The 22,980-nt window shown below is 57.5% G+C and carries 20 protein-coding genes; 13 read left to right on the top strand and 7 right to left on the bottom strand.

Annotated elements, in window-relative coordinates:
- Positions 1–201 precede the first annotated feature (201 nt).
- The 4 genes from I6F21_RS27395 to I6F21_RS27380 all read left to right on the top strand — a co-directional run bounded on the left by I6F21_RS27395 (position 202) and on the right by I6F21_RS27380 (position 4,434).
- Entirely contained in the window at positions 202–618 is a 417-nt protein-coding gene (locus I6F21_RS27395) for a hypothetical protein (RefSeq protein ID WP_225183792.1), read from the top strand.
- 121 nt (positions 619–739) lie between these two features.
- Complete coding sequence (locus I6F21_RS27390; RefSeq protein ID WP_225129819.1) at positions 740–1,459, top strand: MerR family transcriptional regulator; 720 nt, start codon at positions 740–742, stop codon at positions 1,457–1,459.
- 266 nt (positions 1,460–1,725) lie between these two features.
- Complete coding sequence (locus tag I6F21_RS27385) at positions 1,726–2,838, top strand: branched-chain amino acid ABC transporter substrate-binding protein (protein WP_225183791.1); 1,113 nt, start codon at positions 1,726–1,728, stop codon at positions 2,836–2,838.
- Positions 2,839–3,402: 564 nt separating this feature from the next.
- Positions 3,403–4,434, top strand: a complete 1,032-nt coding sequence (locus I6F21_RS27380; protein WP_225129702.1) for an LLM class flavin-dependent oxidoreductase — start codon at positions 3,403–3,405, stop codon at positions 4,432–4,434.
- 397 nt (positions 4,435–4,831) lie between these two features.
- On the opposite strand, the gene I6F21_RS27375 is transcribed toward I6F21_RS27380, so the two are convergent.
- Positions 4,832–5,113: a hypothetical protein gene (locus I6F21_RS27375; protein ID WP_225129704.1), complete on the bottom strand. Its 282-nt coding sequence runs from the start codon at positions 5,111–5,113 to the stop codon at positions 4,832–4,834.
- Between the two features lie 1,377 nt (positions 5,114–6,490).
- Between I6F21_RS27375 and I6F21_RS27370 the strand changes: the two genes are divergently transcribed.
- From I6F21_RS27370 to I6F21_RS27360, 3 genes are all read left to right on the top strand, one after another.
- A complete protein-coding gene (locus tag I6F21_RS27370) occupies positions 6,491–6,871 on the top strand; it encodes a NolY (protein WP_225129706.1) in 381 nt (126 codons plus the stop codon).
- A gap of 681 nt (positions 6,872–7,552) precedes the next feature.
- Positions 7,553–7,798 carry a hypothetical protein gene (locus tag I6F21_RS27365; RefSeq protein WP_225129708.1) on the top strand — a complete coding sequence of 82 codons (246 nt, stop codon included), beginning with the start codon at positions 7,553–7,555 and terminating at the stop codon, positions 7,796–7,798.
- Positions 7,799–8,675: 877 nt separating this feature from the next.
- Complete coding sequence (locus tag I6F21_RS27360) at positions 8,676–9,398, top strand: outer membrane beta-barrel protein (protein ID WP_225183790.1); 723 nt, start codon at positions 8,676–8,678, stop codon at positions 9,396–9,398.
- Between the two features lie 300 nt (positions 9,399–9,698).
- On the opposite strand, the gene I6F21_RS27355 is transcribed toward I6F21_RS27360, so the two are convergent.
- The 3 genes from I6F21_RS27355 to I6F21_RS27345 form a co-directional block, all read right to left on the bottom strand.
- Positions 9,699–9,956: a helix-turn-helix transcriptional regulator gene (locus I6F21_RS27355; RefSeq protein WP_225129711.1), complete on the bottom strand. Its 258-nt coding sequence runs from the start codon at positions 9,954–9,956 to the stop codon at positions 9,699–9,701.
- A 65-nt stretch (positions 9,957–10,021) separates the two neighbouring features.
- Positions 10,022–10,831 carry a LuxR family transcriptional regulator gene (locus I6F21_RS27350; protein ID WP_225129713.1) on the bottom strand — a complete coding sequence of 270 codons (810 nt, stop codon included), beginning with the start codon at positions 10,829–10,831 and terminating at the stop codon, positions 10,022–10,024.
- A 298-nt stretch (positions 10,832–11,129) separates the two neighbouring features.
- The gene (locus I6F21_RS27345; RefSeq protein ID WP_225183789.1) at positions 11,130–11,474 is read right to left on the bottom strand and encodes a hypothetical protein; all 345 of its coding nucleotides are present in this window, start codon (positions 11,472–11,474) and stop codon (positions 11,130–11,132) included.
- Positions 11,475–12,037: 563 nt separating this feature from the next.
- Here I6F21_RS27345 and I6F21_RS27340 point away from each other — a divergent pair.
- Positions 12,038–12,205 (top strand): hypothetical protein, encoded by a 168-nt coding sequence (locus I6F21_RS27340; protein WP_225183788.1) that lies wholly within the window; start codon positions 12,038–12,040, stop codon positions 12,203–12,205.
- Between the two features lie 1,415 nt (positions 12,206–13,620).
- Positions 13,621–14,955, top strand: coding sequence for an oxygen-independent coproporphyrinogen III oxidase (hemN, locus tag I6F21_RS27335; protein WP_225183787.1), 1,335 nt, complete (start codon positions 13,621–13,623; stop codon positions 14,953–14,955).
- A 396-nt stretch (positions 14,956–15,351) separates the two neighbouring features.
- Here the strand turns inward: hemN and I6F21_RS27330 are convergent, their stop codons facing one another.
- Positions 15,352–15,684, bottom strand: coding sequence for a hypothetical protein (locus I6F21_RS27330; protein ID WP_225183786.1), 333 nt, complete (start codon positions 15,682–15,684; stop codon positions 15,352–15,354).
- A gap of 168 nt (positions 15,685–15,852) precedes the next feature.
- On the opposite strand from I6F21_RS27330, the gene I6F21_RS27325 reads away from it, so the two are divergent.
- The 4 genes from I6F21_RS27325 to I6F21_RS27310 all read left to right on the top strand — a co-directional run bounded on the left by I6F21_RS27325 (position 15,853) and on the right by I6F21_RS27310 (position 18,753).
- Entirely contained in the window at positions 15,853–16,011 is a 159-nt protein-coding gene (locus I6F21_RS27325) for a hypothetical protein (RefSeq protein WP_225183785.1), read from the top strand.
- An 11-nt stretch (positions 16,012–16,022) separates the two neighbouring features.
- Entirely contained in the window at positions 16,023–16,274 is a 252-nt protein-coding gene (locus I6F21_RS27320; protein ID WP_225183784.1) for a hypothetical protein, read from the top strand.
- Positions 16,275–16,311: 37 nt separating this feature from the next.
- Positions 16,312–16,713, top strand: a complete 402-nt coding sequence (locus I6F21_RS27315; RefSeq protein WP_225183783.1) for a hypothetical protein — start codon at positions 16,312–16,314, stop codon at positions 16,711–16,713.
- Positions 16,714–17,463: 750 nt separating this feature from the next.
- Positions 17,464–18,753: a carbohydrate porin gene (locus tag I6F21_RS27310; RefSeq protein ID WP_225183818.1), complete on the top strand. Its 1,290-nt coding sequence runs from the start codon at positions 17,464–17,466 to the stop codon at positions 18,751–18,753.
- Positions 18,754–18,999: 246 nt separating this feature from the next.
- Here the strand turns inward: I6F21_RS27310 and nolL are convergent, their stop codons facing one another.
- Together nolL and I6F21_RS27300 are read right to left on the bottom strand one after the other, a co-directional pair.
- Positions 19,000–20,082 (bottom strand): nodulation factor fucose acetyltransferase NolL, encoded by a 1,083-nt coding sequence (gene nolL / locus I6F21_RS27305; RefSeq protein ID WP_225183782.1) that lies wholly within the window; start codon positions 20,080–20,082, stop codon positions 19,000–19,002.
- A gap of 710 nt (positions 20,083–20,792) precedes the next feature.
- On the bottom strand, positions 20,793–22,980 hold a 2,188-nt coding region (locus I6F21_RS27300; RefSeq protein ID WP_225183781.1), incomplete at its 5' end, for a hypothetical protein.

Raw genomic sequence — 22,980 nt, 5'->3', positions numbered from 1 at the left:
CGACGTGCGAGCGGCGGCTGGACCGTTGGCCTGCTTTTGGAGACAGGGACGCACGTTGCACCTGGCCGTCGGGCGCACCTGCCTCGATACAGCAGAATCGGCGCCGGGTTGTCGTCGTCAACTCTCCGAATCGGTAGTGGCTCCCGACGAGCGGAGACGGTTCTTTGCGGTTACCGAGTCGTACCACCACGCACAGTGAGCGTGGTGGTCATCGATCATGCACATGACCACGATCTCTTGCGCTGTCGAAGCAAGCATCGCGCACGCGTGTTGCCCTATCGCATCAGCCTGGAGTACATCGCATCTTCGTCGCTCCGTGCCGCGAGTCTGACTTCTTTTGGCCCTATCGCCGCCAAACGTCTTGACGACGTGCGCTGCCATTACGCAATGACAAACAAGGAGCTGACGTTGGAGCAATGCAGCGGCGTGTTCGATCCGGAAGAGCTTTCCGTCCTGGGAAGCCTTTATGATAGTGCGGTCACCGCGCTACCCCCATCGATGCGAAATCCGGAAAATCGCAAAGCAATCGCCAAACTCATCTTGGAGCGTACAGCGGCCGGCGATGCTCAACTGGCATGCCTGACGAGCTTGTTGATCGCCATTTCCCCTCAGGGTTGATCCCCCGCCATTCTGAGGATAGTCACCACTCTCGCGCTGGAATGGAAGACGATCCAGCTAGAGCTTTGAAATAACTTGAATCACACGTGACGTAAGGTTGTAGGCTTTGAAATTGAACAACATGAGCAAAGCTACACCACGAAGGCGTCGATGGCGCATTGGCGAACTTGCAGAGGCGACCGGAGTAACGGTACGCACGCTGCATCATTATGAACATACGGGACTCCTAGCAGCCTCAGAGCGTACTGACGGCGGCCACCGGATGTACGACCGCGAAAGTGTTCAACGGGTTCACCAGATTCGGGCGCTACGTGAGCTTGGCTTCTCCCTTGTCGAGATCCGCAAAGCTATGGAGGGCACGACCTCACTCACCGACCTGCTGCGCAAGCATCTAGAGCGCATAGAACTTCAGGTAGCTCGGGCAACTCTGTTGCGAGATCGCCTGCGCAACATGACCATCGACAGTGAGATCCAGGTAAGTGTGGATGACCTGCCAGCTACCTTGAATGCCATGTCGCGGGTCGAGACGCGTAGTCAGAAATCCCGATGCACCTGCAAGCTAGCTGCAGATCGCGAGGAGCGGTGGCGGCAGATCCGCGACGACCTGCGTGATTGTATGGATCGGGGCGAGCCCCCTTGCGGCGATCGAGCAAAAGCTGTCGCAGTTGCAGCCCGCCTGCTGATCAGCGAAATCGCCGGCGCCGATTCACGCGTTTCGATGATCCTGAAGGTACTTGCACGATTAAGCGCCCCCCGCAGTCTGGCTGGTTGGGATCCCTGCCTCATGCAATATCTCGATCTCGCCCTTGGCGGGTTGGAGGATCAGCCGTACTTTGGCTGATCGGCGGCTCTGATGCTGGCCGACAGTTTTACGGGTTCGAGCGGACAGATCGTCATGGCCTCGCCGATCCGGGGCTCCCTGACGCCTTGATCGAGACTCCCTTCAAACGGGGCTTGAACCGCACGTAACGTCAAATTGTAGGCTCTTACGTGGTCGCAATCTGGCCGACCTGACGCACGCTTCGCTTGGCTGGCGGCCTCGACCTGCAGGCACGTCTGATCACAGCTGTTGGCGGTTCACTTTAGGTGAGCATTGGGAGCTCTACAATGTTAAATGGGCATTACGCTTCTGCTGCGAGTGCAGCGCTTCTCTTCTGCGCCCTCGCCTCGGCTGCGCGCGGCTCCGAAGTCAAGATTGCCGTGGCTGGCCCAATGAGCGGAAGCAGCGCTGCGTTCGGCTTGCAAATGCGCGATGGTGCGGCTGCGGCGGTCGAGGCGCTGAACGCTTCGGGCCTACTTCCCGATACCAGGGTGGTTATGAGTGTCGCCGACGACGCCTGCGACCCGAAGCAAGCCGTCGCAGTCGCGAATAAGCTCACAACAGAGCGGGTACGGTTGGTCATTGGTCATTTTTGTTCCTCTTCGTCGATCCCGGCCTCCGACATCTATGCCGAAGCAGGCATCGTTCAGGTCTCCCCTGGCTCGACAAATCCTCAGCTAACAGAACGAGGCCTTCAGACCGTCTTTCGGATCTGCGGCCGCGACGACCAACAGGGCACCGCTGCCGCTGAGTACATTCACAGGAACTACCCTAACGCCAAGATCGCAGTGCTCGACGACAAGAGCACCGCAGGCAAGGGTATTGCCGACGTGGTTGAGGCACAGCTTCAGAGGTTCGGTGAACAAGTCATTCGGCAAAGCTACGTAGCCGGCGAAAAGGATTACAGGGCCCTGGTCTCAAGAATGAAGAAGGATGGGGTGCGCGTCGTCTATATCGGCGGCTATCATACCGAAATCGGCTTGTTTGTACGCCAGGCATCAGAGGCAGGAGCGGGCCTCGTCGTCATGGCGAACGATCCGTTGATGACCTCTGAATTCTGGGCCATTACCAGCACCGCTGGAAATGGCACGTTGTTTACCTTCATGCCGGATCCCGCCAGGAATGCCAATGCGGCCGGCGTGGTAGCCGGACTCAAAGCTTCCAACCTGTCCGCTGAAGGCTACACGCTTTACGCCTATGCTGCCGTGCAAGCATGGGCAGAGGTGGTGAACCGGACCGGCTCGCTCAATGCTGCGCGCGTCGCCAGCGCACTTCGTTCACGGGCGATCGATACCGTGATTGGGCCAGTGCGGTTCGATACAAAGGGAGATAATGCGGTTCCTGGTTTTCTGGTTTACCGCTGGCGCGACGGCCGTGTTGAAACTGTCGAGCAGAACTGATTGGCGTCAACGCCGCCTCCCCAAACCCAAAGTGACACGGATGATGAGACGCCCTCAGGACGTTGGAGCAGCGATACTCGCAAGCTCTCTTATTATTGCAGCTTTCGTAGCGTTCGTCGCGTTCGCTGCAGCCCTCGCAGAGCTACCTGATGTCGACCTGAACGAGACGCTGCGTCCGACCATAGACAAATAGTAGCCTGTCGCGCTGATCCGGCTCGCGGGCACATGACCTCTGAAGCGGCCATCTACAATGGTGCTAGGTTAGGTGGCATGGACATTTCTGCGGCCAAGCGTTGGGGCAGGCGAAGAAGAGGAGAACGCGAAGCTAACGGTGCTTCTGGTCGAGCACATGCTCGGTGAGGAGGCGCTTCGCCACCTCTTTTCAAAGTAACTGCCGGACCGCCATCTACGCATTCTCGTGACCCAATCACACGTGCAACCTCAGATCCACGCACCCAAAGAGAAACGCCCTAAGCCGTCAAATGAGGAACAACACCTCTTTGAGCGCGACGGCATGAAGCAACCAGGGCTCGCCGTCCCGGCCCATAATCGGAGATTGATCGAGTGAAGAGTGGCCTTCCTTCAAGACTAAGGTGCGGCATTTTCGACCATTTGGATGACGACGGTCGAGATGCCGCACGACAATATGAAGATCGTCTCAAGCTGGCGGAGACCTGTGATTCTCTGGGCTTCTACGCTTATCACCTGGCCGAACACCATTGCACACCTCATGGCAGAGGGCCCTCGCCGAACCTGTTTCTATCAAGCCTGGCGCAGCGCACCCGGCAATTGCGCTTTGGTCCGCTCGTCCTGTTGCTCAACCTTTATCACCCATTGCGCGCATTCGAAGAGATCTGCATGCTTGACCAGTTGAGCGGCGGCAGGCTCGAGCTCGGGATCGGCCGCGGCTCCCAGCCGATTGAATGGGGCTATTTCGGCATCAGTGCAGAAACCGCACCAGGCCGTTATACTGAAGCCAGCGAAATCCTGAATATTGCACTGAAGGGACATACGCTATCCTATCAGGGACACCACTTTGAGCTGAGCGAAATACCCTTAACCTTGAGGACTCATCAACGTCCGTATCCGCCGACCTGGATCGCCAGCAATCGGGCCGAGTCGGCGCAGTGGGCCGCTGCAAATGGCGCCAATCTGGCGTGCATAGGCCCCGCCTCTGTTGTCCGGAAAGTTACGGAGGCCTACCGCTCCCAACGCGGCCACAATACAACCGCACATGGCCGCGAGCCATTTCTCGGCCTCGCCCGCATGGTCGTAATTGCTAAGTCTGACCAGGACGCTCATGCGGCGGCCAAAACTGCGTATGGACGATGGCTGGAGAGCTTCAAGTTTCTTTACGACCTGAACGCCATTCCGACGCCGCCCGCCCTTCCGCTGACCTTCGATGCAGCACTTGAGAGCGAATTGTGTGTCGTTGGAACGCCAGCTTCCGTCCGGCAGCTTCTTCTTCAGCAGATGGAAGAGGCAGGTGCCAACTACTTGCTTTGCCAGCTTGCATTTGGAAACCTTCCGCTGGAGGTCTCCCTGTACACGGCAACCGCAATCAAAGCTGAAATTCTCGATAGCTTTGGTGGCTAATGTCTACATTGGGGAATCATATGCTTGGCAAAGGAGACCGGCGCACTGAGGTTGTTCGAATCTGGTTGCGATTTTGGTTGTCGTTTGCCCTTTGCGCGAAGGCGATCGTCAGCCTCAATGGCAACGATCAAGCATTCACTTTTTCTGACTGCGCTTCTTCTTACTTCGGCACATGAAACTCTGCTTTCGAAGAGAATTCTTCGTTGTGAGCGCGCTTTACGCAATGGACTGTCTGCATGGGCGAACTGGCGGCGGTGCCGTCTACGTCGGCAACGGCAAGATTGTCGGGGTCGATGTTGGAAACCTTCGCTATAGTGGTACCTACATCGAGCAGGCGGCCGCATAAAGGGGACTGTCACTTATATGCGCCAACCGGCGGCACGCATGTAATTGGCGCTCAAGTACCGGCAGACAACAGATGGAGCCTGACGCTCGATTGGCCTGCCAACTTCTCAGATGGGAAGCCACAGGCGCTCATGGTTGAGGTAGTCCGGTACACGTTATACTGGAGAAAATCGGCGATATCTGACCCGCCTGGCGCTTCTATTTGGGAGCGAGCTTTGGCTAGGGAGTGTTTGCGAGCCTTTATCAACTCATCCGCAGGCGGGCGCTCTTCGTCCGCTTCGATCTCGCGGGCCTTTTCAATGAAGGCCAGCGATTGCTCGGGGTCATCCTGCATCTGCGGGAGGCCGGAGCTGGTGGATAGTCGCCGTCGAGATTGCACGGCCTTCTCTTCTTACGCGCATCGGTGGAGTTTTTGTGGAACCCTCGTGACATCTGGAGTCCAATCTAGCCGTATTCGCTGCGATTTTTTGTCTTCTCTATCATGGCCGGTCATCAACGAATCAGCAGGCTCGCCTAAAGGCCCTCAAACTCACTGAACCAAGACTGCGGGAAAACACTAAATAACCCATTTTCGATGTACGCGATGAGATTACTCGTGTACGCGATCCACGAACTGGATGCGTCCCATCAACACTTTCGATTTTACCAATTTCAGCCAAATACCCCATAAGTCGATCGCCGGTTTCCGGAAAGCACATTTCACGAATGTCGTGTGACCATGGATCCCTCTTGCTTTCAGCATAATCGCAGGCCGATTCAAGCTTCTCGTGGCTGCATCCCTAACGACACCCATCAATCTTTGGAATCGAGACGCGTGCGGCGCAAATCCAGTCGGATGGCCAATCGCAACGTCTGGCGCGCAACGTATCGCGCTGTCGCCTCCCCCTTTGCAATCTTACTAAGGCGCTCCAAGAAGATCGGCTCTCGCGCACACTGCTTGGCCAAAGTAAATGCGTGCGCTGCATAGAATTCGGGCAGTCGAACTGCCCTCTACACCGGTGCGGGCGGGACTTTCCGCCCTGACCAGGCGGGCAGCGTCGACAATCCGCCGCTGTCGCGGCCTTCAGGCAAAGCAGTGCGATCAGCTATCTGACCAGGCTAAGTGCAAGCGACATATCCTCCGGCCAGGACGATGCACTGATGTCGATCGGCGTGATGAGACCAGTCTGGCGATCTTGCTGCCCACGCCCATACGTCGTGTGATCGCGGATTCTCACTCCGCTCGCATGCACAGTACTCGTCGGCGGGCCGCCCCCACATCCACTGCTTACAGACTGACGCCACCCTATCTCATTCTATGCGCCGGCGCTCTTCGACCATATCCCGACGCGGTTATCCCTCGTCTGGCGAGGCCTCCGGTTACGTCTAGATCGCTATGTCAGGCGGCAAGCAATCCCGCAGCAGTTCGGGCCTCGCTTCTCGACTTGCCGTCATCAGCGGTGTCCCCGCTAGCTGGAGTCACTGCCACGGCCCAACGCGCTGGACCGGCTCGACGATCCAATCAAATGACGGGCCATCTACAAGCAGTTCGCAGCGCTCTGTACCGTCGATTCCGCCTTTGCGGTCGTTTCGCGGCACATGCCTGCCATCCCCTGCCTTCGGCGACCGTGCGTGCGCACCTTGCCTTGTGCAGCAGCCATTCGTTCTATCGCCGTCTGCCACAACCGTTAATCAGCCTGCTGCCTGCATTTAACCACTTTGGAGCAACACCGTGGAACTTGACCCTTCCAATTCACGCGCAGAGGACCTTGAGGAACGCATCGACCTGCAACTCGACATCGTGGCCGCCCTCATAGGCGAAGAAGGCAACGAGCTCGAAGCGATCCGACTGCTGAACGCACTCACAAACCAAATGATTACGGCGGAAGTGGAGCTCGGCCAGCTAGGCGATACCAGTACCGGGGGCCGCGCCAGCGACCAGCGAACGACGCGACTGTCGCGAGACCGTGGCGTTTACTACCCAGAAGACCTTCAGGTTTTGGGACGCCTTCTCGATCAGGCCGTGGCAGCATTACCGGCAGTGCTTCGAACTCCCGCCAATCAACTGAAGATCGCGAAACTAATACTGTCACGTTCAGCAGCAGCCGACTGAGATTTCATTTGCCTTTTTCTGCGGTTGATGGCGCGCTTATCGAACGTCCCTGGGCTGACTGCTGCGGCCGTACGTACCGGGGATCGACGACTTGGCGTCTATGCGCACACCGTCCCGTAAGCGCGCCGGTTCCGCTGGCTTTTCCATATCGCAACTGTTCGCCACCATGCTCGAAAGCTGGAGCCTGCACCGAGAGCAGGAGACCACGCGCAGGGCGGAGCAAAGGACGACGGGCCCCGGACACGTATCAGAAAGCAAACAAGCAGTGTTCGGAAAACGCCACACGCTTCCAGAAACGCTTCTTAGCTTGAGACTGCGAATGGAGCGGAACGATCCATTTTCATTGTGGCTTTAGTCGTGATTGGCATGGCGCCGATTTTCCGATTGCAGGAAGAGCCGCAGTTATTGACCGATGCCGAGCAACAAGAGCACTGCGGTAACGAAGTCGCGCGACGCGTGCTCGTTTCAGCCGCTTCAGAATTATTCGAATTGCGCCTGGCAATACGACTGCGGGGTCATCGGAACTTCAACAAACATCTATAGATTCATTGAAGCACCGAGAGCAGCTCGATGTCCGAGCGTCCTGCTGCTCTGATGTCTTACTTGCTGGGACAAGCCACAGGCTCTCGGTTAGTTTTTGCCAAAGTACCTCCTTGTATCAGGACGTCGTGGAGTGTTGAGATGGATCAGTTCTTACCGGAGCAAGTGCAGATGACAGATGCTATCGTGAGCGTCGCATTTGATAAGGCCTGGCGCTTTGTTGAGAAGGATCCGTTGCTGGCGCATAATCTCAAGACGGTCCTCCACAGCCGGTTGCGCACTTTCCTTGAGTCTTCGATAAGGAAAGGCGAACGGAATACTTTAAATCTGGCAAACGAGGCGATACGCAGCTTGCGGGCTGAACTGGCGCCGTCGACGGAGCAATAAGGCGCTTGAACCTCTACTGCCATATAAGTTCGCCTTCGTTAAGGCTCTTGGGGACCTTATGCGGCGGGAAAACAACCGGGGCAGAGCGTGCTCGAGCTGACCTTCCTCCACTCACGTTCAGCCCCGCTGAAGACGAGCACGTTCGCGACGACTGTTGCCTATGCAGCTCTTCTAGTGACCCCAGACCAGTAACCTGGAACCCAGAGCAAGTCGGCGACGGGACGGAACAGCCGCGCTAATATTCGCTCGCGCCAGGAAACGCCCTAGCGTTTTCTCTCCTGACCTTGGCTCGGCACGAGCTTGCTCAACTTCAAGCGAGAGCCTCGTCAGGCACAGCCGCATCGGCTTCTTGGCATCGTCGATCGAGGTCTTAGCAGAGGAAAATCGTGCTGCACTTATGATAGGTCGGGAGCCAAAGCGATCCAGGCCTGTGATCGATCATCGCCGCATCGCCCATGACTGCAAGCGGCAGCACGGCCCTCCTGCCGGAAGAATGAGCTTTTGCGCGCCCGAGACGTCTTCGATCAGCGGTCTTCATTTGCCGAACTCTCTGAACAGCGAGCATGCACGGGACGTGTTGGCGCAGACTGGCCTTGTCGCTAGTTAGCGAGAGGGAACGAAACACCTCGCAGCATTGCGTCCCATCACAAGCCATCACGAACGGCTCGTATTCAAAGAAGCATCTGCGCGAAGCGACCACTGTCAGGCCGCAGCATTTCGGCCGAGGCAGTGCATGGCAAGTTGCGCGCGCCACAATCTGACGCGGCGTGCGATTTGACCCTTTTCTTTCGAGGACATGTTGTGCGGCAGTTACAGCAATTCGCGATCATGTTGTTAAACGCACGGCGCTGGGGGCACCGAAAGGAACGACACTCGAATGAAGAATTTTCTGATTCTGACCGCAAGCATCGGCGCACTCAGTGCGGCCGCTCCCGCATTCGGCACGGACCTCGCCGGGCAGCCCGTCCAGGTCAAGGCGCCACCGCTCCGGGTCGCAGCCCCGATTATCGATTGGTCCGGCTACTATATCGGTGTCAATGGCGGCTGGGGAACGAGCCGCAACTGCTGGGATTTCAATGGAGTCACTCCCGAGGGTTGCCATAATTCGACTGGCGGTACCGTTGGCGGCCAGATTGGTTATCGTTGGCACATCTTCAACATGGTCTACGGGATCGAAGGCCAGGGCAATTGGGCCGACTTCAGCGGCTCCAATGTCAGCGCCGCCTTCCCAGCAAACACCATTGGCACCAAGACAGATGCGTTCGGTCTGCTCACCGGCCATATTGGCTACACGTTCAATGCCGTGCTGCTGTACGCCAAGGGCGGTGCTGCGGTGACCAGCAACACCTATCACTTGAACTCGGTGGCTACTGGCACCGAGATTGTAGACAATGATGTGCGTTGGGGTGGCGCGCTGGGCGCCGGTGCCGAAGTCAGCCTCGCGCCCAGCTGGTCAGCTGGCGTCGAGTATACCCACTTGTTCATGCAGCGCAGCAACGTAAGCTTCCCAGCGGCCGTTGCGGCCGATCGCGTCCACCAGGACGTCGATCTCATCACGGCACGGCTCAATTACAAGTTTGGCCCTGGGCTTGCCAAATAGTGATCTCGACGCGGTTGCGTGAATCGGGAGCCCCGACCGCGGTCGGGGTTCTTTCTTCACACGCTCCTTCCCCTTCCGAAGCACCAGGTCCGAGTTCGTCTAAGCAGGGATCACCGGCTGGGTGGAACGACGCCGCCTGACCTCAACACTGGCGGACGAGGTCCGTCGATTCAACATCTGATGGCACTTTCGGCGAAGCCGCAAATACAACACTCCTTGAGGCAAGTCCGAAACCTCTCGCCGCGTGAGGTTGCGGAGCTCCATAAGCATCGATTAACCTGCCAGAAGCTGAAGCAAGATTTAGCACTTGGTGCTCGTTCCATTCGACTGATGAATTCGAAGAAGATTGAGGCGAATTGCTATAGTGACCGCCTGAATCCGGCTGGTCGCACCGAGCTTTCGCATCGCATTTTTGATATGAAAATTGACTGTATTCTCGCTGATGTTCATGATCTTCCCCATTTCCCAAGACAATTTCCCCCTTGCGAGCCACCTCAAGCAACTGATTTCCCGCTGCGATAGTGCAACGTTTCTTTCGCAATCATTATCGCGGGGCATCGATTAACCTGCCAGAAGCTGAAGCAAGATTAGCGCTTGGTGCTCGTTCCATTCGACTGATGAATTCAAAGAAGATTGAGGCGAACCGCCATAAGGACCGCTTGAATCCGGCTGGTCGCGCCCAGCTTTCGCATCGCATTTTTGATATGAAAATTGACTGTATTCTCGCTGATATTCAGGATCTTCCCAATTTCCCATGACGATTTCCCCTCTCCCACCCACCGCAAGCAATTGATCTCCCGCTGCGATAGTGCAATTTTTCTTTCGCAATCATTATCGCAGGGACGAGCGATGTCGCCATAGGCGGTGTGAAACTGCGACGCCAGCGCGTTGAGATGACCGATGTGATCCTGAGGATCAGCATCGTCGGACGCAGATGCAAACGACACCACGGATACCCGACCCAACGGGCCAAACAATGGCACGCTCATGCCATGCTTCAGGCCCGCCTCTCTCGCCTCGTCCAATACGCGTCTCTCGTCCGGTTGAAGTTGATAGCGGTCGGCGAGTTGGTCCCACAAAAACGGCCGCGATTGCATCGGCGTCCTCCGGATCACCGGATCGATAGTATGGTACTTGTGTTTGAAGTATCGGTCGCACCAGTCCGGCGGCCACTTCACAGCCACAGCCGGAGGTGGATACTCCGCCAGCCGAAGTGGCTCGACGAAGTTGAGAGCGCCGAAAGCGACTTCACTGAACCCTTCCTTGGTAGAACAGCTTACAAGAAGCTCGAACAACGCTCTGAGCGAATGCGTCTGTTTCGCGCATTCGGTGAAGCTAAAGAGATCCGTGATGGGCGCCTCAGAACCTCGATCAAGCTCCCTGTCATTGTGTTCGATTGCGCTTGTTTCAGGCGGAGCCAAATTCAAATCCATGACCTGAACCCTTTGGTTTGTTCTTCGTGAAGTCTGAGCGCCACACCCTGCGTCAGATGCCATTCCCGGATTCGTGCCCTGCCGCTGGCTGCGCCGGCATGATCGTCCCGTCAAACAGCCGAGATACCGCCATCATCCCTGGTCCGAGGCTGAACGGCACGGCGCAATCGAAGCGCCGTTGCACAGGCAAAGTGATTGGTCGAGCTCGCCGATAGCGTACTGGCGAAATCGGAGATCACCGGGCGGTCGTCCGTGTTGATGGCCTGGCGGTGATAGAAAGCCCGATGGCCCTGACGACTCAGCTGGCGAGACGAACCAAACAGCACGAGCGGTCACAGGCCCAGCTCTGTTTAGATTGGATGGCGAGAAACCATGGTCCTGTCCGAAAGACGTTTCGCTTTGTCTCGAGGCCAAGCACGAGGACATGCTGGGCACTAAACTCCGCGATACAGGTAAGGTAGAGCACGCCCATGCGGTTGGCGGTGCCGGACTCGACTTGCGCGTTGTAGGTATCGATTCTCTGCTTGCCGACGAAGACAACAGGAGCGTCATTTTTCTTCCCAATCTTGCGAATTGCCATCGCTAACCGTTGGCTGATGCTCCGCCCTATGACGGCGTCGGGGACGCGATCGATGAGCAACACGGAACAGCCGAAGCCATACTCCTCGCATCATCTCCCGGCGTCTCAGCGGGTCCGTCCGGCAGGTCCGGCGCAAATGAGTCGAAGGGGCAGAAAATGGCCACGTCAAAGACGCAATGGGAGATACTCGCAGTCGCGAGACCCGCTTGATGCAGAGGACACTTTGCATGCGCATCTCCAGAAGGGAGAGGACCCCGGATCGGATCGCACCAGTCCAGCAAGTGTCATACCAACTGCTGATTTCGCGAAAATCACCGCCGGGACAAGGGCTTGAAAGGCGGCCGGTTGGTCGCAAGGTAAGTGCATTGAAGCAATCATGACATTGGGAGGCAAAGGCGACAGCGCCATTTGCGCGAGCCGCAGCACGAGTAGGGGCCAGGAGATCTTTATCAGTATTCTGAAAAGCTGCGCCAATCTCGTTATCGGCTCGCGCATCGACTTAAGTTTGCAAGCCATCTTAGTCCAAGTTCGGAGAAAGTTGGGTTAAGTCCGTCCTTGCAGCGCGCTGCTAATGGAGATTGTCAGGGAAGATGTGCTGAGCGCCAGAAAGTTGCAGTCAATTCGAAATGGGCAAGGATGCGGAGGCGCGGCAATGCGCCCCCTCCGCCACGAAGCTGCCACCATCGCGCCGCCCCTATGAAATCAAGCACGCCGAGAGAGTCATCCTTCACCGGTTCTCCGATGAGTTCGACGCCGTTTTACAACAGGAATGGCGCTCGCTGCCGCAATGGTGAGTCGACGCGGTCGTTCTTCGATCCCATCTCCATCTGAAACACGCCGAGACCCTCTCACGCGGTCTCGCTAAAGGCTGCTGATAGAGTCAGGCGGTTTGGGGGCGTGAAGTATTGACACTTGCCGCAAACGTTTCAACAGCGAACTGAAGGCGATGATCGCCACAGATCATATACTGACGTACGTAGCCGTCGCTGTGCTTGATTGTTGCTGCCAACCGTCTTGCGGGGAGTCGTCATCAGCTCTCATTCGCGGAAGATGAGCTTCAGACCCGATCGGCATATGAAGCGTAAACTTTCTCGATCCAGTGTGAATGGGCTGGAATGCCAGGGTGCGATCCCGCCGTCTAATGATCCCGTGCAAGATCTCCGAGCTGGCTTCTGCCTAGATGGCCTCCAGGCCGCCGCGCGAGAACGATTCCTTGTGACGGGATGATCGACGCTTCACCAGGCGGGCTATGTGAAACAGTGAGAGCTGCTGCTGGTGCACCGGATTGATCGCGAGGCCAATGAGGGGCAACTGCAATTGTGCGCGCTCTGCCGGTTCCGCTAGCCGCAAAGGCGATATCAAAAAACAAAAGACATCAAGCGCTGAAGTAATATTGCAGATAGTGTCACGTGTGAGGTTTCTGGCCGGGCTCGCGTTCGCTATAAGCAGGACCTGCAAGTTATTGTGAGTTGGCGAGCTGCATTGGAGCCGGAACGAGACGCCGCCGAACCAAGGCGCACCCGACGCACTTTGCCGGGTGTGAAAGTGCGCCGGGCTCGCCCCAACATCATCAGTACATCCGTGATGATGCTCGCGGCAATGAGACAAGTAGCGTGGCGGAATTGAGGCTCATTGCGTTTTGTACTTGAACTTCGACAATGTTTTTCGTGAGCTGATCCAAAGGACTTGAATCGCACGCAGCGTCACATTGTACGATCGCGAACTTGGCGCTCTTCATCCAGCAAGCAACGTATTTTCCGTGACACGCCGGCCTTGGACGGGAGGCACCGGTCGAATGCTGCGAGCATGCACATCGATTTTTCCACGAAAAGCCAGTTTGAACGTCTCGGGACAGCCTGCCCGCTCTTGATGATGCCTTTAGATCCCTGTCTTCGTCGCAAAACGGCTGCATGTCAGGGAGTACAGAAGCGACGCGCCCTCGGATGAATGATTGACACTGCACACAGCCTAGTCGGAGGACGTCTAGCCGCTTGGGCCGTACTCGTAGGACACGTTCATTCTACCCACAAGACTCCAGATAATCGCCAAGGAGCGACGCTCACTCCCACTGCCGGCCCTAAGGTGGGTTGGCAGTGACATCGAGAGCGGGATCAATCTCAAGAACAGTTAGGCGCGTTTGACATAACGCAAAGACACAAGAGAGGGCACCGGTCAGTTTCACGCTGTTTGCGCATGGGAAAGTTAAGCCTTGCAGACCTCCCTCATAAACAAATATTGCGATGCTCGCCTGCCTTGGTACACCATCTACCCAACCGTACCGGATTTCTCCGCGATGGTCGGTCCCAAGATTTGTGAGACATGGTTGAGGCGGCTGCCGCCGAACGAACCCGTATCGCTCTACCTCCACGTTCCGTTCTGTCGCTCGATCTGCTGGTATTGCGGCTTCCCTACAGGCCTCACTCGCAGCGAGCGTCCGATCCGCAATTATTTGGCGGCGGTGCGGGATGAAATACGCTTGGTCGCAGAGCAAGCGCCGCCCGCTCTGCCGGTGAGCGACGTGCATTTCGGCGGCGGGACGCCGACCATCATTGCGCCGACTGATTTCCTGGGCTTGATGGAACTCCTGCGTCGCTGCTTCGCGTTCAGCAAATCAGCTACCATCGCCATAGAAATCGACCCGCGTGCGTTCACGGCCGAGATGGTCGAAACGTTAGAAGCGGCGGGGATCAGTCGCGCGAGCATAGGCGTGCAAAGCTTCGACCCCGTGGTTCAAAGGGCGGTCAACCGCGTCCAGAGTGAGGTGCAGACGGCTTCTGTCGTCGAAAGCCTTCGCCAGCATGGGATAAGGCGCATCAATTTCGACCTTCTCTTCGGACTGCCACATCAGACGGTGCGGTCCTGCGTGGACTCCGCGCGGACGGCCCTGGCCATGCGGCCAGACCGGCTTGCGGTTTTCGGCTATGCTCACGTCCCCTCCTATATGAAACGTCAGCGCCAGATCGATGAGACGGCGCTGCCGGATAATGTCGCCCGCGCCGAGCAAGCCGCGGCTATTGCAGATACGCTGGTCTCGGCCGGCTACCGCCTGATCGGGCTCGACCATTTCGCCCTGCCCAACGACGAGCTGGCGCTGGCGCAGAAAGTCGGTCAGCTGCGCCGCAACTCCCTGGGTTATTCAGCTGATACCTGCAAAACCGTAATCGGCTTAGGTCCGTCAGCCATCGGCCGTCTGCGTGACGGTTACGTCCAGAACGAGAGCGCAACCGCTTCCTATGGCCAACACATTCAGGCTGGTCGTCTGGCAACCTCAAAAGGCTACTGTCTCTCCCCCGAAGATCGGCTCCGCGCCGCAATTATCGAGCGTCTGATGTGCGATTTGCAGGCCGACGTACCAGCGATCTGTGCTGCTCACGGATTTGATCCGATTCCTCTTCTCAATTCGGCCGACCGGCTGGGAATGCTTGCCGAAGACGGGATAGTGGACATTGAAGAGGGATTCATTCGGGTCAAGCAGGAACACCGGTTTGTCATTCGTGCTGTTGCTGCCGCATTCGACACTTATCTCGACCGTACCCCCTATTAACTAAGCCGCGCATGTGAGCAGATCCCAAAGATCTAAGCTTTTCTCGACCGAATGATCTGAAGAGGCACCTCCGGCAGACAGGCCAGATTTCGAGGATGCAGCGGCGGTGTGATATGGCCTCGAACCGGGAGGGCTGACTAAAAGGAAGCTGATTTGAAGGAGAAGCGCAGCGGATTCCGCCGTTCAGGGCCACGGCTCGATCATGCCGAAAGGGCTCTGCCCCACCTCTCCTTGAGTGCTCTTGATAATGGTGACTGCCTCAGCGCGACGTGCCGTTGGAGACGCCGGCGTCCGCACCAGCTTCGGGAATTTTACGGCTGGAGGCAGCTTTGCGAAGCTATGGTCCACCTCCTCGAGCACAGTTGGACACTCGACCACGCCCGCAGCGTCTCAGACTCAAGGCTCGGCTGTCTTCGGTCCGGCGATCACTGGCGCGCTTCCGACCGAAACAGGTCCATGTGGTTTGGACCGCCCGAAGCGTTTCCTGGCGACGCTCGAAACAGCCCGGGGTGGCGACAAAGGAGGCTCGGAAGCAGCAGAAGGGACAGGTGTTGAACTCTGCAGCGCATCGATCCGCGAAGTCAGCATGGTGATCTGATCCAGGATCCCTTTGAGGACATCCCGCTGGGCATCGATCTGGCGGTTGAGTTCTGCGATCTCATCGCCAGCTTTCTGCTGTGCCCAATTTATCTCGAATAGGGATGCCCTGTCCTCCAGTGACAGGCTCATTGTTGAAGCGACATCCCTGCTTTCCGGCGTCTCGACAGGCTCTTCAAGGTTAGCCCAAAGCCAGGCGCCAGCAGCACACGAGCCGACGAGGACAAGCGGGAGCACCAAGACCGGGAGAATCCGTCTTGACGACCCGTGCAAGAGCGGGCGCAAGTCTGAAGCGGCCGCATGTTCAATCAAGTCCATTGTTCCTCGCTCAAGATCCCATTCCAGCAGGCTTATTTTGTCGACGCGATCGCCCGCGATGCTCCCGCGCTCCAGGAGCTGCCAGCGTCGACAATAATCAATCTTGGCGAGCTTCCCGATCGGCTGCGCCTGCTCCTATGAAACGCTCCTTCTTGAGCAACGCAACGCGACAATTTGCGCGCGTTCTCCATGATAGCGCCACCAGCGAGCAATGGTTCTCGTCTTCGTCGGCGATGGCGCAGCATTTTCTCATCATTCAGAAGAACCTTGCAGATCGTCTTTTCTTGCCCCGGCACGAATGCAAACCGTCCACTGATCCGGCAGTGTGTTCGATGGACTCCCGCCTCACGCCTTGCCTGACCAGCAACTTCATCTGGGACGGGCCACGTAAGCGCAACGGCTGATCGGCCGAGCCGCAATGGCCGATTGGACTGGCAACCATTGCACCTGATCAACTACCAGTTCCGGCAGGTTGTTCGAGATGACGGGCACGTGCCAAGCGTGACCAACGAACGCCGCGCACATCAAGGATTCGGATGCAAGACAAGTTTTGCCGCGCTGACGGCAACCAGCAACTGCTCGCCGATATCCGCCAGAGCTGCTCGATGGCTGATTCGTCCGGTCTCCTGGGCCATCACGTTGGATGTTGTGGTGTGGTTGCCGCGCGCGCAAATTCAAAGGCTCTTCGGCCTTCAAGCCCGCCGATTGTCTCGTGTTTCGCTGACAACGATACCAATGAAGCGCTTCGTGAAGCCACGCCTCTTGCACGGCGAGCCTTGCTTTCGGGTAGCTGCCGTTTGGCTCAGAAAGCCGCCTTCGATGCAGATGCGCGCCACCGCCTGACTCACAGTGAGCAAGGTGGACGTTCGCAATATTCTGGTGGCCAGGACAGCAAGCCCCGCGCGCTCGTCGTCAGCATATGCCGAGCCAGCGCTCTCCGCTGGCTCTCGGCGCACCGACGTCATGCACAAGCAAAGTTTCGGACCAGATCATCATCGCGCCGCGAGCTGAGAGGTTCAGGAAGCCTGAGTGGCTCTGTTCGGATAGATCGCGTTCTGGCTCGTCCCCCTCGCCCTCGGACGCGAAAGGACGCCGGCGATGCCGCTTGCTGAGGAGCGCTGGCGACGAAGCGATCCAGACTGCCGCCGCGGAGGGATTCTGGATTGCTTCGCTGCGCTCGCAATGACGATGTGGAAGCAGGCGCGTGGCACACTCCGCCGGGAGCTCACTCTGGGCCAATCAGGCCGCAGTTCAATCTATTCATGTCCGGCAGACATGGACCCGAACTACGCCATGCGTGATTGCCTTCTTGCGACGACCTCGCCTCGAACATACTCGGCTAGGTCAGCACTTTCTTTCAATTTCAGACCAAGGCGAAAGCAATCTGGGCTTGCTATCGCACTTTCGCTAGCGGCTTGTCTGGTCGGCAATTCCGTACGGGCACAAACCGCCAGCGGACTTGATCCTAGTAACCACCCTGTGGATGAGACCCGCAAAAGAGGAAAGACTTCCGACCGGGCCGCAAAGCTCCCGATCGACCTGGTCCGTCAGGCAATCCGCCCTCCTGCCCCGGCGCCAGCAGCAGGTCCCGGAGTGCCTTTGGAGAAGCGCGGCAATGCGGACAGGGCTGCTCAGACGAGACCGCAAAAAACGATCGATCCCTTCCAAAGGTACGACAATCTGCGTGAAAAAGGGTTGTGGTTCCCCATCCCTGGTCCTGCAGATACGATTGATCAGGACAAGGGGGGCGTTAGATCTGCGCTGGCGGACGTCGGCATCGGCTATATCGGGTGGACACATAACTCCTTTGCAAGCAACCAGCTACCGCATGCAGCCAGAAGCACTATCGCAAACCAGCTCTATATGGGCCAGAATCCGACTTTCGCGTCGGCGAACCTCATGATCGTCACCTACGATCTGAGCCGGTTCGGCATTGCCGACGGACAGATTGTCGTAGGAGCCGAGCAGCAATACTGGACGTGGGATCGCCCAGGGCCAGATCGAGTGGGACTCAATACGCTCGCCTACTACCAGACTTTCTTCGACAGGACACTAGAGCTCAAAATTGGCTACCTCAGAAACCAGAATGAATTCACCGGTACATTGTTCGGAGGGATTACAGGATCGAACATGTCTGCCTTGTTCCAGGCAGGGATGAGCACCAATGCCGCGCCCACGCCGGCCGTCAACTTGAAGTACAATTTCGACGATCGCTTGTATAACAAGGTCTCCGTCCAGCGCTCAATCAGTCCCGATGGTCCCTATGCCCACATAACGGAGAATCCCACCGGCTTGAACTGGAGCACGGCCAATGCAGGCATCCTTTTCGTCGAAGAAGCCGGCTACAAGAGCAAGGCTGCTCCCGGCTTACCCGACACGTGGCTGCGGGCGGGCATTGGCTTCAACACTAGCCGCTACACGGATTTGGCGGATCCCAAGCAACAAAGGGAGAGCGGAAATAATTTTCACTACATCGCTGCGGACAGGCAGCTCTGGCAGAGTGACGCCCTTGGGTCGCCGTCTCGCGGCATCTACGGCGGCTTTTCCGTCATGGGAGCTCCACCTGAACGCAACAGGATCAGCCGGTATTACGAGCTTCGTCTTTATGCGAAGGGACCTTTTGATAACCGGCCCAGTGATCTGATTGCCCTCGTTGCGACCAACACGGCCTGGAGTAAGCTTGCAGTGGATGCTGCTCTGGCTAAAGGCCAGCTTGCGCACCGCGATAGCACAGCAGTCACGGGAACATACATCGCGCATCTCGCTCCGGGGATATATGCAAGCGTCGGACTGTCATACGTTCATTATCCGACAAGCATCACACACACGCCCCAAACGGAACACGCGCTCAATCTGTTGGTATCTACGTTGATATTCTTCTGATCATCGCAAGCGCCGTTCTGCTCCGACGTTATCCGTGACGCATGGGACCGGACCTTCGCGATCCCCTTGAAGGGATCGGCCGCATCTGCGCTAGACGTTCGAGGGAAGCAAACTACGTGGAGCAACGACCCAATTTCCGAGGACATTTTTCCAGATTGTCTCGCCTTGCGTAGACAGCAGGTTCACGAGGCACGCAACCTACGATGATTTGCGAGAGCCTCCTGATCACATCTCGGTTACAGCTACTTATCGAATTGAGCGGGGTGGCACTCCGAGCATGAGCTGGGACAGATAAGGAATGTCGCGCACGGTCCAGCGAACCGCTAGCGCGACGGCAACAATCGTTGTCCCCAGAAATGCAGCCGCGGCAGACCTCATTGTGGGGTCCCAAAGTTCTCCATACTGTATGGAATCCATGAGACGGAATACGGTACCCTGAATCAAGTACAGCACGAGCGTGCTCGGTCCCAGTTTTTCGGCGATAAAGCGGACCACCCGATTTGAGCGACCAATATTCCAGCATCGAAGCAGGACCTCAATCATTATCACTGAGGCAGCTGCGGAGCCAAGAAACATCAGAAGCACATTTTTTGCCGACTGCAAATCCTGGACCAAAGCGAGATTGTTGTAGACATAAGTGTCGTTGCGCCAGGCCAGAAAGCACATCATAGCCGCTATTGAGGCAGACATAATCAAGAACACCCTGTGAGAGCGCATTATGCTCGTCCACCGTTCTCTCGACTGCGCAAATAAGAATCCCAGGCAAAAAAACGGGTACATATACTTTATAAGAGGGAATATGGAAAAAGTCAGAGGCGCAAGCACGACCAGAATGACGGATACGAACAAGGCCCAGGGCAACCAACGATTGAAGATCGAAATAGTTTTAGTGAGGATGAAACAAATGAACGCGGCCCATACGAACCAGTATGTGCCGACGAACTCATTCAGGAACTGCAAAACGGTGTCTGGTGCGCCCGCCGATCGGGGAAACACGGCAAACTTTAATGACTCCAGAAGAGAGCACCAAAACAGCATCGGCACCAGGAGCTGCGTCGCACGACTGCCGATAGCTTGCGTGAACGACTTTGCCAGTAGCGCTCGGCAAGAAAGATAACCGCTTATCGCCATAAAGAGGGGCATGTGGAACATGTAGATCCATTTGAAGCATGCCGAATCCCAAAATCCTTCATTTTGGTAGAGGATATATTGGATCAGGTGACCGGCGATCACTAAAATGATGAGCACTCCTTTGGTGAAGTCCAAAGCGAGATCGCGATCGTGCGCTGTCTCAGGCACAACCTTTCCTGTTACATGATCTATCAACATCTCGGCACACTTTATCCAACCAGCCGAATACATGCTGGGGTTGGCCAACACCTATTGTTAATGGCACGTCGCTGTTGCGTAGTCTGTTTGCATGGAAATCGAGATATCCGATGACAGCGGAGACAATTGTCACCGAGGGTCTACGCTCCAATAGCTGACTGTGCGATAAAGACCGAAAGGAAGGGGGAAACGAGCTATACGATGGTTTATCGATTTTTGTCGCACCAGCTCGCTTTCATCGGCTTCCCGGGTCCAGCGGACACTTGCACTCTGCTCCCGAGCGGACCCGGTGTTTGCGGCGCGAGGAGACTTTGCATAGCGGCGCAATAACTGAACTGCGCATGAAGGCTTAAGCTATGCAGGTTGCGAACTACCGCGCCCGCCGAGGAATTTGGGCACTTGTCCATCGCCAGCACGCGGCGCGGTGCTCCGTCGATCACGAATGCGTTCAATCCGTAGTAGCTGCGGTTTTCAAGACAAGAATTGGTGGACTATGTGAAAGGATCAGGGATGCAGAAAGCAGGTCCGGGCATGCACCAAATTCGTAGAATCCGTTGAGCTTGGCAGATTCTGCAAAGAGAAGGCAGGACGGCGGGACGGTTCAGGCCGTGCCCCTGCAACCGATCCATCGCCTGCCAATAGCCTCGCCAACATAGAACGCCTTACGCGAGCTGCCCCGCCGAAAGTCCGATTGCAGCCCTGCTGCCTCTTCAGCCACGTTCAGGATAGATGCGTACGCGCTGGCGGCCGCCTTCGCTTTCCACCAATTCGCCCTTGTAAGGCACTCCGCGGATCTCGAAATAAGTCGGGCGCCCAACTTCGGGCATGATGCCCTGGCCTTCAAGGACGCGGATAAGGTAATCCGGCAGGAATCGCTCTCGGTGCTCCCATCCCCCGCGGATCAGATACCCAAGATCAACAGGCCCCTCACCGGATTGCGCGGCTGACACGATCGGCCGGGGACGATGGAGCGACTGAGACGGGCCAGGTTCATCCGGCTGGCTCACGCGGGGATGATGGATCAGGCGAACATCCCTGCGGCCTCCCGGTCCAAGCGTCGCCGAATAGCGCTCCCCATTGATCACAAACTGACTTGGCCCGAACTGGTTTGGCAGCAGATGGATATTGCCCAATACATCGATCAACACGTCTGAAGCTGCCTGGGAGCCGTGGCGCCAGCCGGTGCCAACGATCGCGCCAATATCCCGCACCTCCGGAGCCGCCCCCGGCGGTCCCGCGAACGACGAGGCGTCTGCAAATTCAGATACTGGCGCAGAGCGCGCATCGTCGCGCAAGTTGTGAGGTGTGGGTGGATCCAGATCAACGAAGGAGTCCAGACCGCCGTAGATGTTTGACGATCGAGGCCTGACGGACGACGGCGATGCGGGGTCTTGCATCTGTTGCCCAAGCCAGGCCCAGGCTCCCTGGCCGAGGGTGGCCGGTGTAGCAGGAAGCTCGAGTGGCGGATGCGCATGCGCGGCCCAGTGCGGCGCTGGCTCTGGTGAGCTGGGTCCGTGGATCTGCTCGCCAAGCCAGTTCCAGGCTCCGGCGCTCGGCGTCGCCGGGGTTGCGGGAAGCTGCTGCGACGAGCCGGCCTGCCAATGGCTGGGCGGCGGCGGCATCAATATGTTGGGCCCGGGGACCTGCTCGCCACGCCAATCCCAGGTTCCCGCGCTCGGGCTACCTGGCGTTGCGGGAGTATCCTGCACTGCATGCGGCTGTCGAGCAGCTTCCCGAGAAGTCTGGCCCGGATCCTCAGGAGGCCTCAATCCAAGCGCCCTGTTCGCCTCCAGGATCTGCTGGTATCGGCCAAGTTTAACCAGATCAGCGTTGATCTTCTTATCGTTGGTTTCGAGCCTGTACTCCTCGAGATCCCGGACAAACGCGGGGGTGGAAAGTCGGCCGGCCATTGGTGGCCTGTCATGGGTCTGCAGCCACTCACTCAGCTTAGACATGCGGCGAGCTTGCCTGTCGATCGTCGCCGGCTCGATCCTCTGTGTCGCCTTTTCCGCCGCCACCCACATGCCGATGAGGGTTGCGTCCGCTCCGTGAGGAGCCAGTCGGCGGAGATCAGGCGCCAGGGCGTTTCCGGCACCGACCTCACGGAGCTTCTTCAAGGCCGCCTTGATGCGCGTGACGCGGTCCTTTGCATAGGTGTCGACGTCCTCATCGAGCTCAGCTTCCAGCTGGTGGTTTTCCACCTCGGGATTGTCCTGCTGCGCGTTATCCAATTCCCGGCTAATTCGTTCCGCAATTGAGGGCCTGCCGGCCGTGCTCAAGCGCGCGCTCAAATGGCGCAAATCGGTTGCTGCATTCTTGATCGTGCCGTCGGTGAGTTTACCCGCCGCCTTGTTTCGGAAATCTCTAATGAGCTCCTCATCGGCCGCAGAGACCCCGCGCGTCCGGCCCGGCTGCCTCGCATAATCAATTCGTAAATTCGTCGAAAAGAGGTCAGATTGCCCCGCCTCGCGCGACGACTTTTCGCTGCCACTCCGGCCAAGCGCCTTGCCGATTCCCGACTTGAAGCGTGACCATAATCCGCGGCTTTTTCCGCTCTTGGCCGACGCGGCAGACTCTGGGTCCGGAAAGCTGTAGCGTGCGCTGCTGAACAGATCATCTCGCAAACCAGACTGCGGCACTTGCGTCGAAGCGGGAAGCTGAAAGCTGAGAATGTCTACGTTCCGGCGCGTGTCGCCGAGCGCACCCTCCCTAAAAGCGGAGTGCGGCGGCGCCCGCATCGAACCGCCGAAATCGTCCCGCCGGACTGCTCGACCACCTCCTGCGGGAGGCCGATCAGGCGAAGGTGACTTGCTTTGATCAGACGGACCGAGATGCAAATCCTCCATCCGCTGCTCAAAGTCGCCTTGCTCGCTTGACTCGCCCGATCGCTGCCCCGCC

This window comes from Bradyrhizobium sp. NBAIM03 (genome assembly GCF_020194055.1).
Taxonomy (GTDB): domain Bacteria; phylum Pseudomonadota; class Alphaproteobacteria; order Rhizobiales; family Xanthobacteraceae; genus Bradyrhizobium; species Bradyrhizobium yuanmingense.
The sequence above is the reverse complement of the archived record's forward strand: the minus strand, read 5'-3'. Positions and strand labels throughout refer to the sequence as shown.

Bases quoted from the DNA above. Each gene is read 5' to 3' on its own strand.
- I6F21_RS27390 (WP_225129819.1), top strand. From the start codon at position 740: ATGAGCAAAGCTACACCACGAAGGCGTCGATGGCGCATTGGCGAACTT.
- I6F21_RS27385 (WP_225183791.1), top strand. From the start codon at position 1,726: ATGTTAAATGGGCATTACGCTTCTGCTGCGAGTGCAGCGCTTCTCTTC.
- I6F21_RS27375 (WP_225129704.1), bottom strand. From the start codon at position 5,113: ATGCAGGATGACCCCGAGCAATCGCTGGCCTTCATTGAAAAGGCCCGC.
- I6F21_RS27365 (WP_225129708.1), top strand. From the start codon at position 7,553: ATGGATCAGTTCTTACCGGAGCAAGTGCAGATGACAGATGCTATCGTG.
- I6F21_RS27360 (WP_225183790.1), top strand. From the start codon at position 8,676: ATGAAGAATTTTCTGATTCTGACCGCAAGCATCGGCGCACTCAGTGCG.
- I6F21_RS27355 (WP_225129711.1), bottom strand. From the start codon at position 9,956: ATGCCCCGCGATAATGATTGCGAAAGAAACGTTGCACTATCGCAGCGG.
- I6F21_RS27350 (WP_225129713.1), bottom strand. From the start codon at position 10,831: ATGGATTTGAATTTGGCTCCGCCTGAAACAAGCGCAATCGAACACAAT.
- I6F21_RS27340 (WP_225183788.1), top strand. From the start codon at position 12,038: ATGGGCAAGGATGCGGAGGCGCGGCAATGCGCCCCCTCCGCCACGAAG.
- I6F21_RS27330 (WP_225183786.1), bottom strand. From the start codon at position 15,684: ATGAGCCTGTCACTGGAGGACAGGGCATCCCTATTCGAGATAAATTGG.
- I6F21_RS27325 (WP_225183785.1), top strand. From the start codon at position 15,853: ATGTTCAATCAAGTCCATTGTTCCTCGCTCAAGATCCCATTCCAGCAG.
- nolL (WP_225183782.1), bottom strand. From the start codon at position 20,082: ATGTTGATAGATCATGTAACAGGAAAGGTTGTGCCTGAGACAGCGCAC.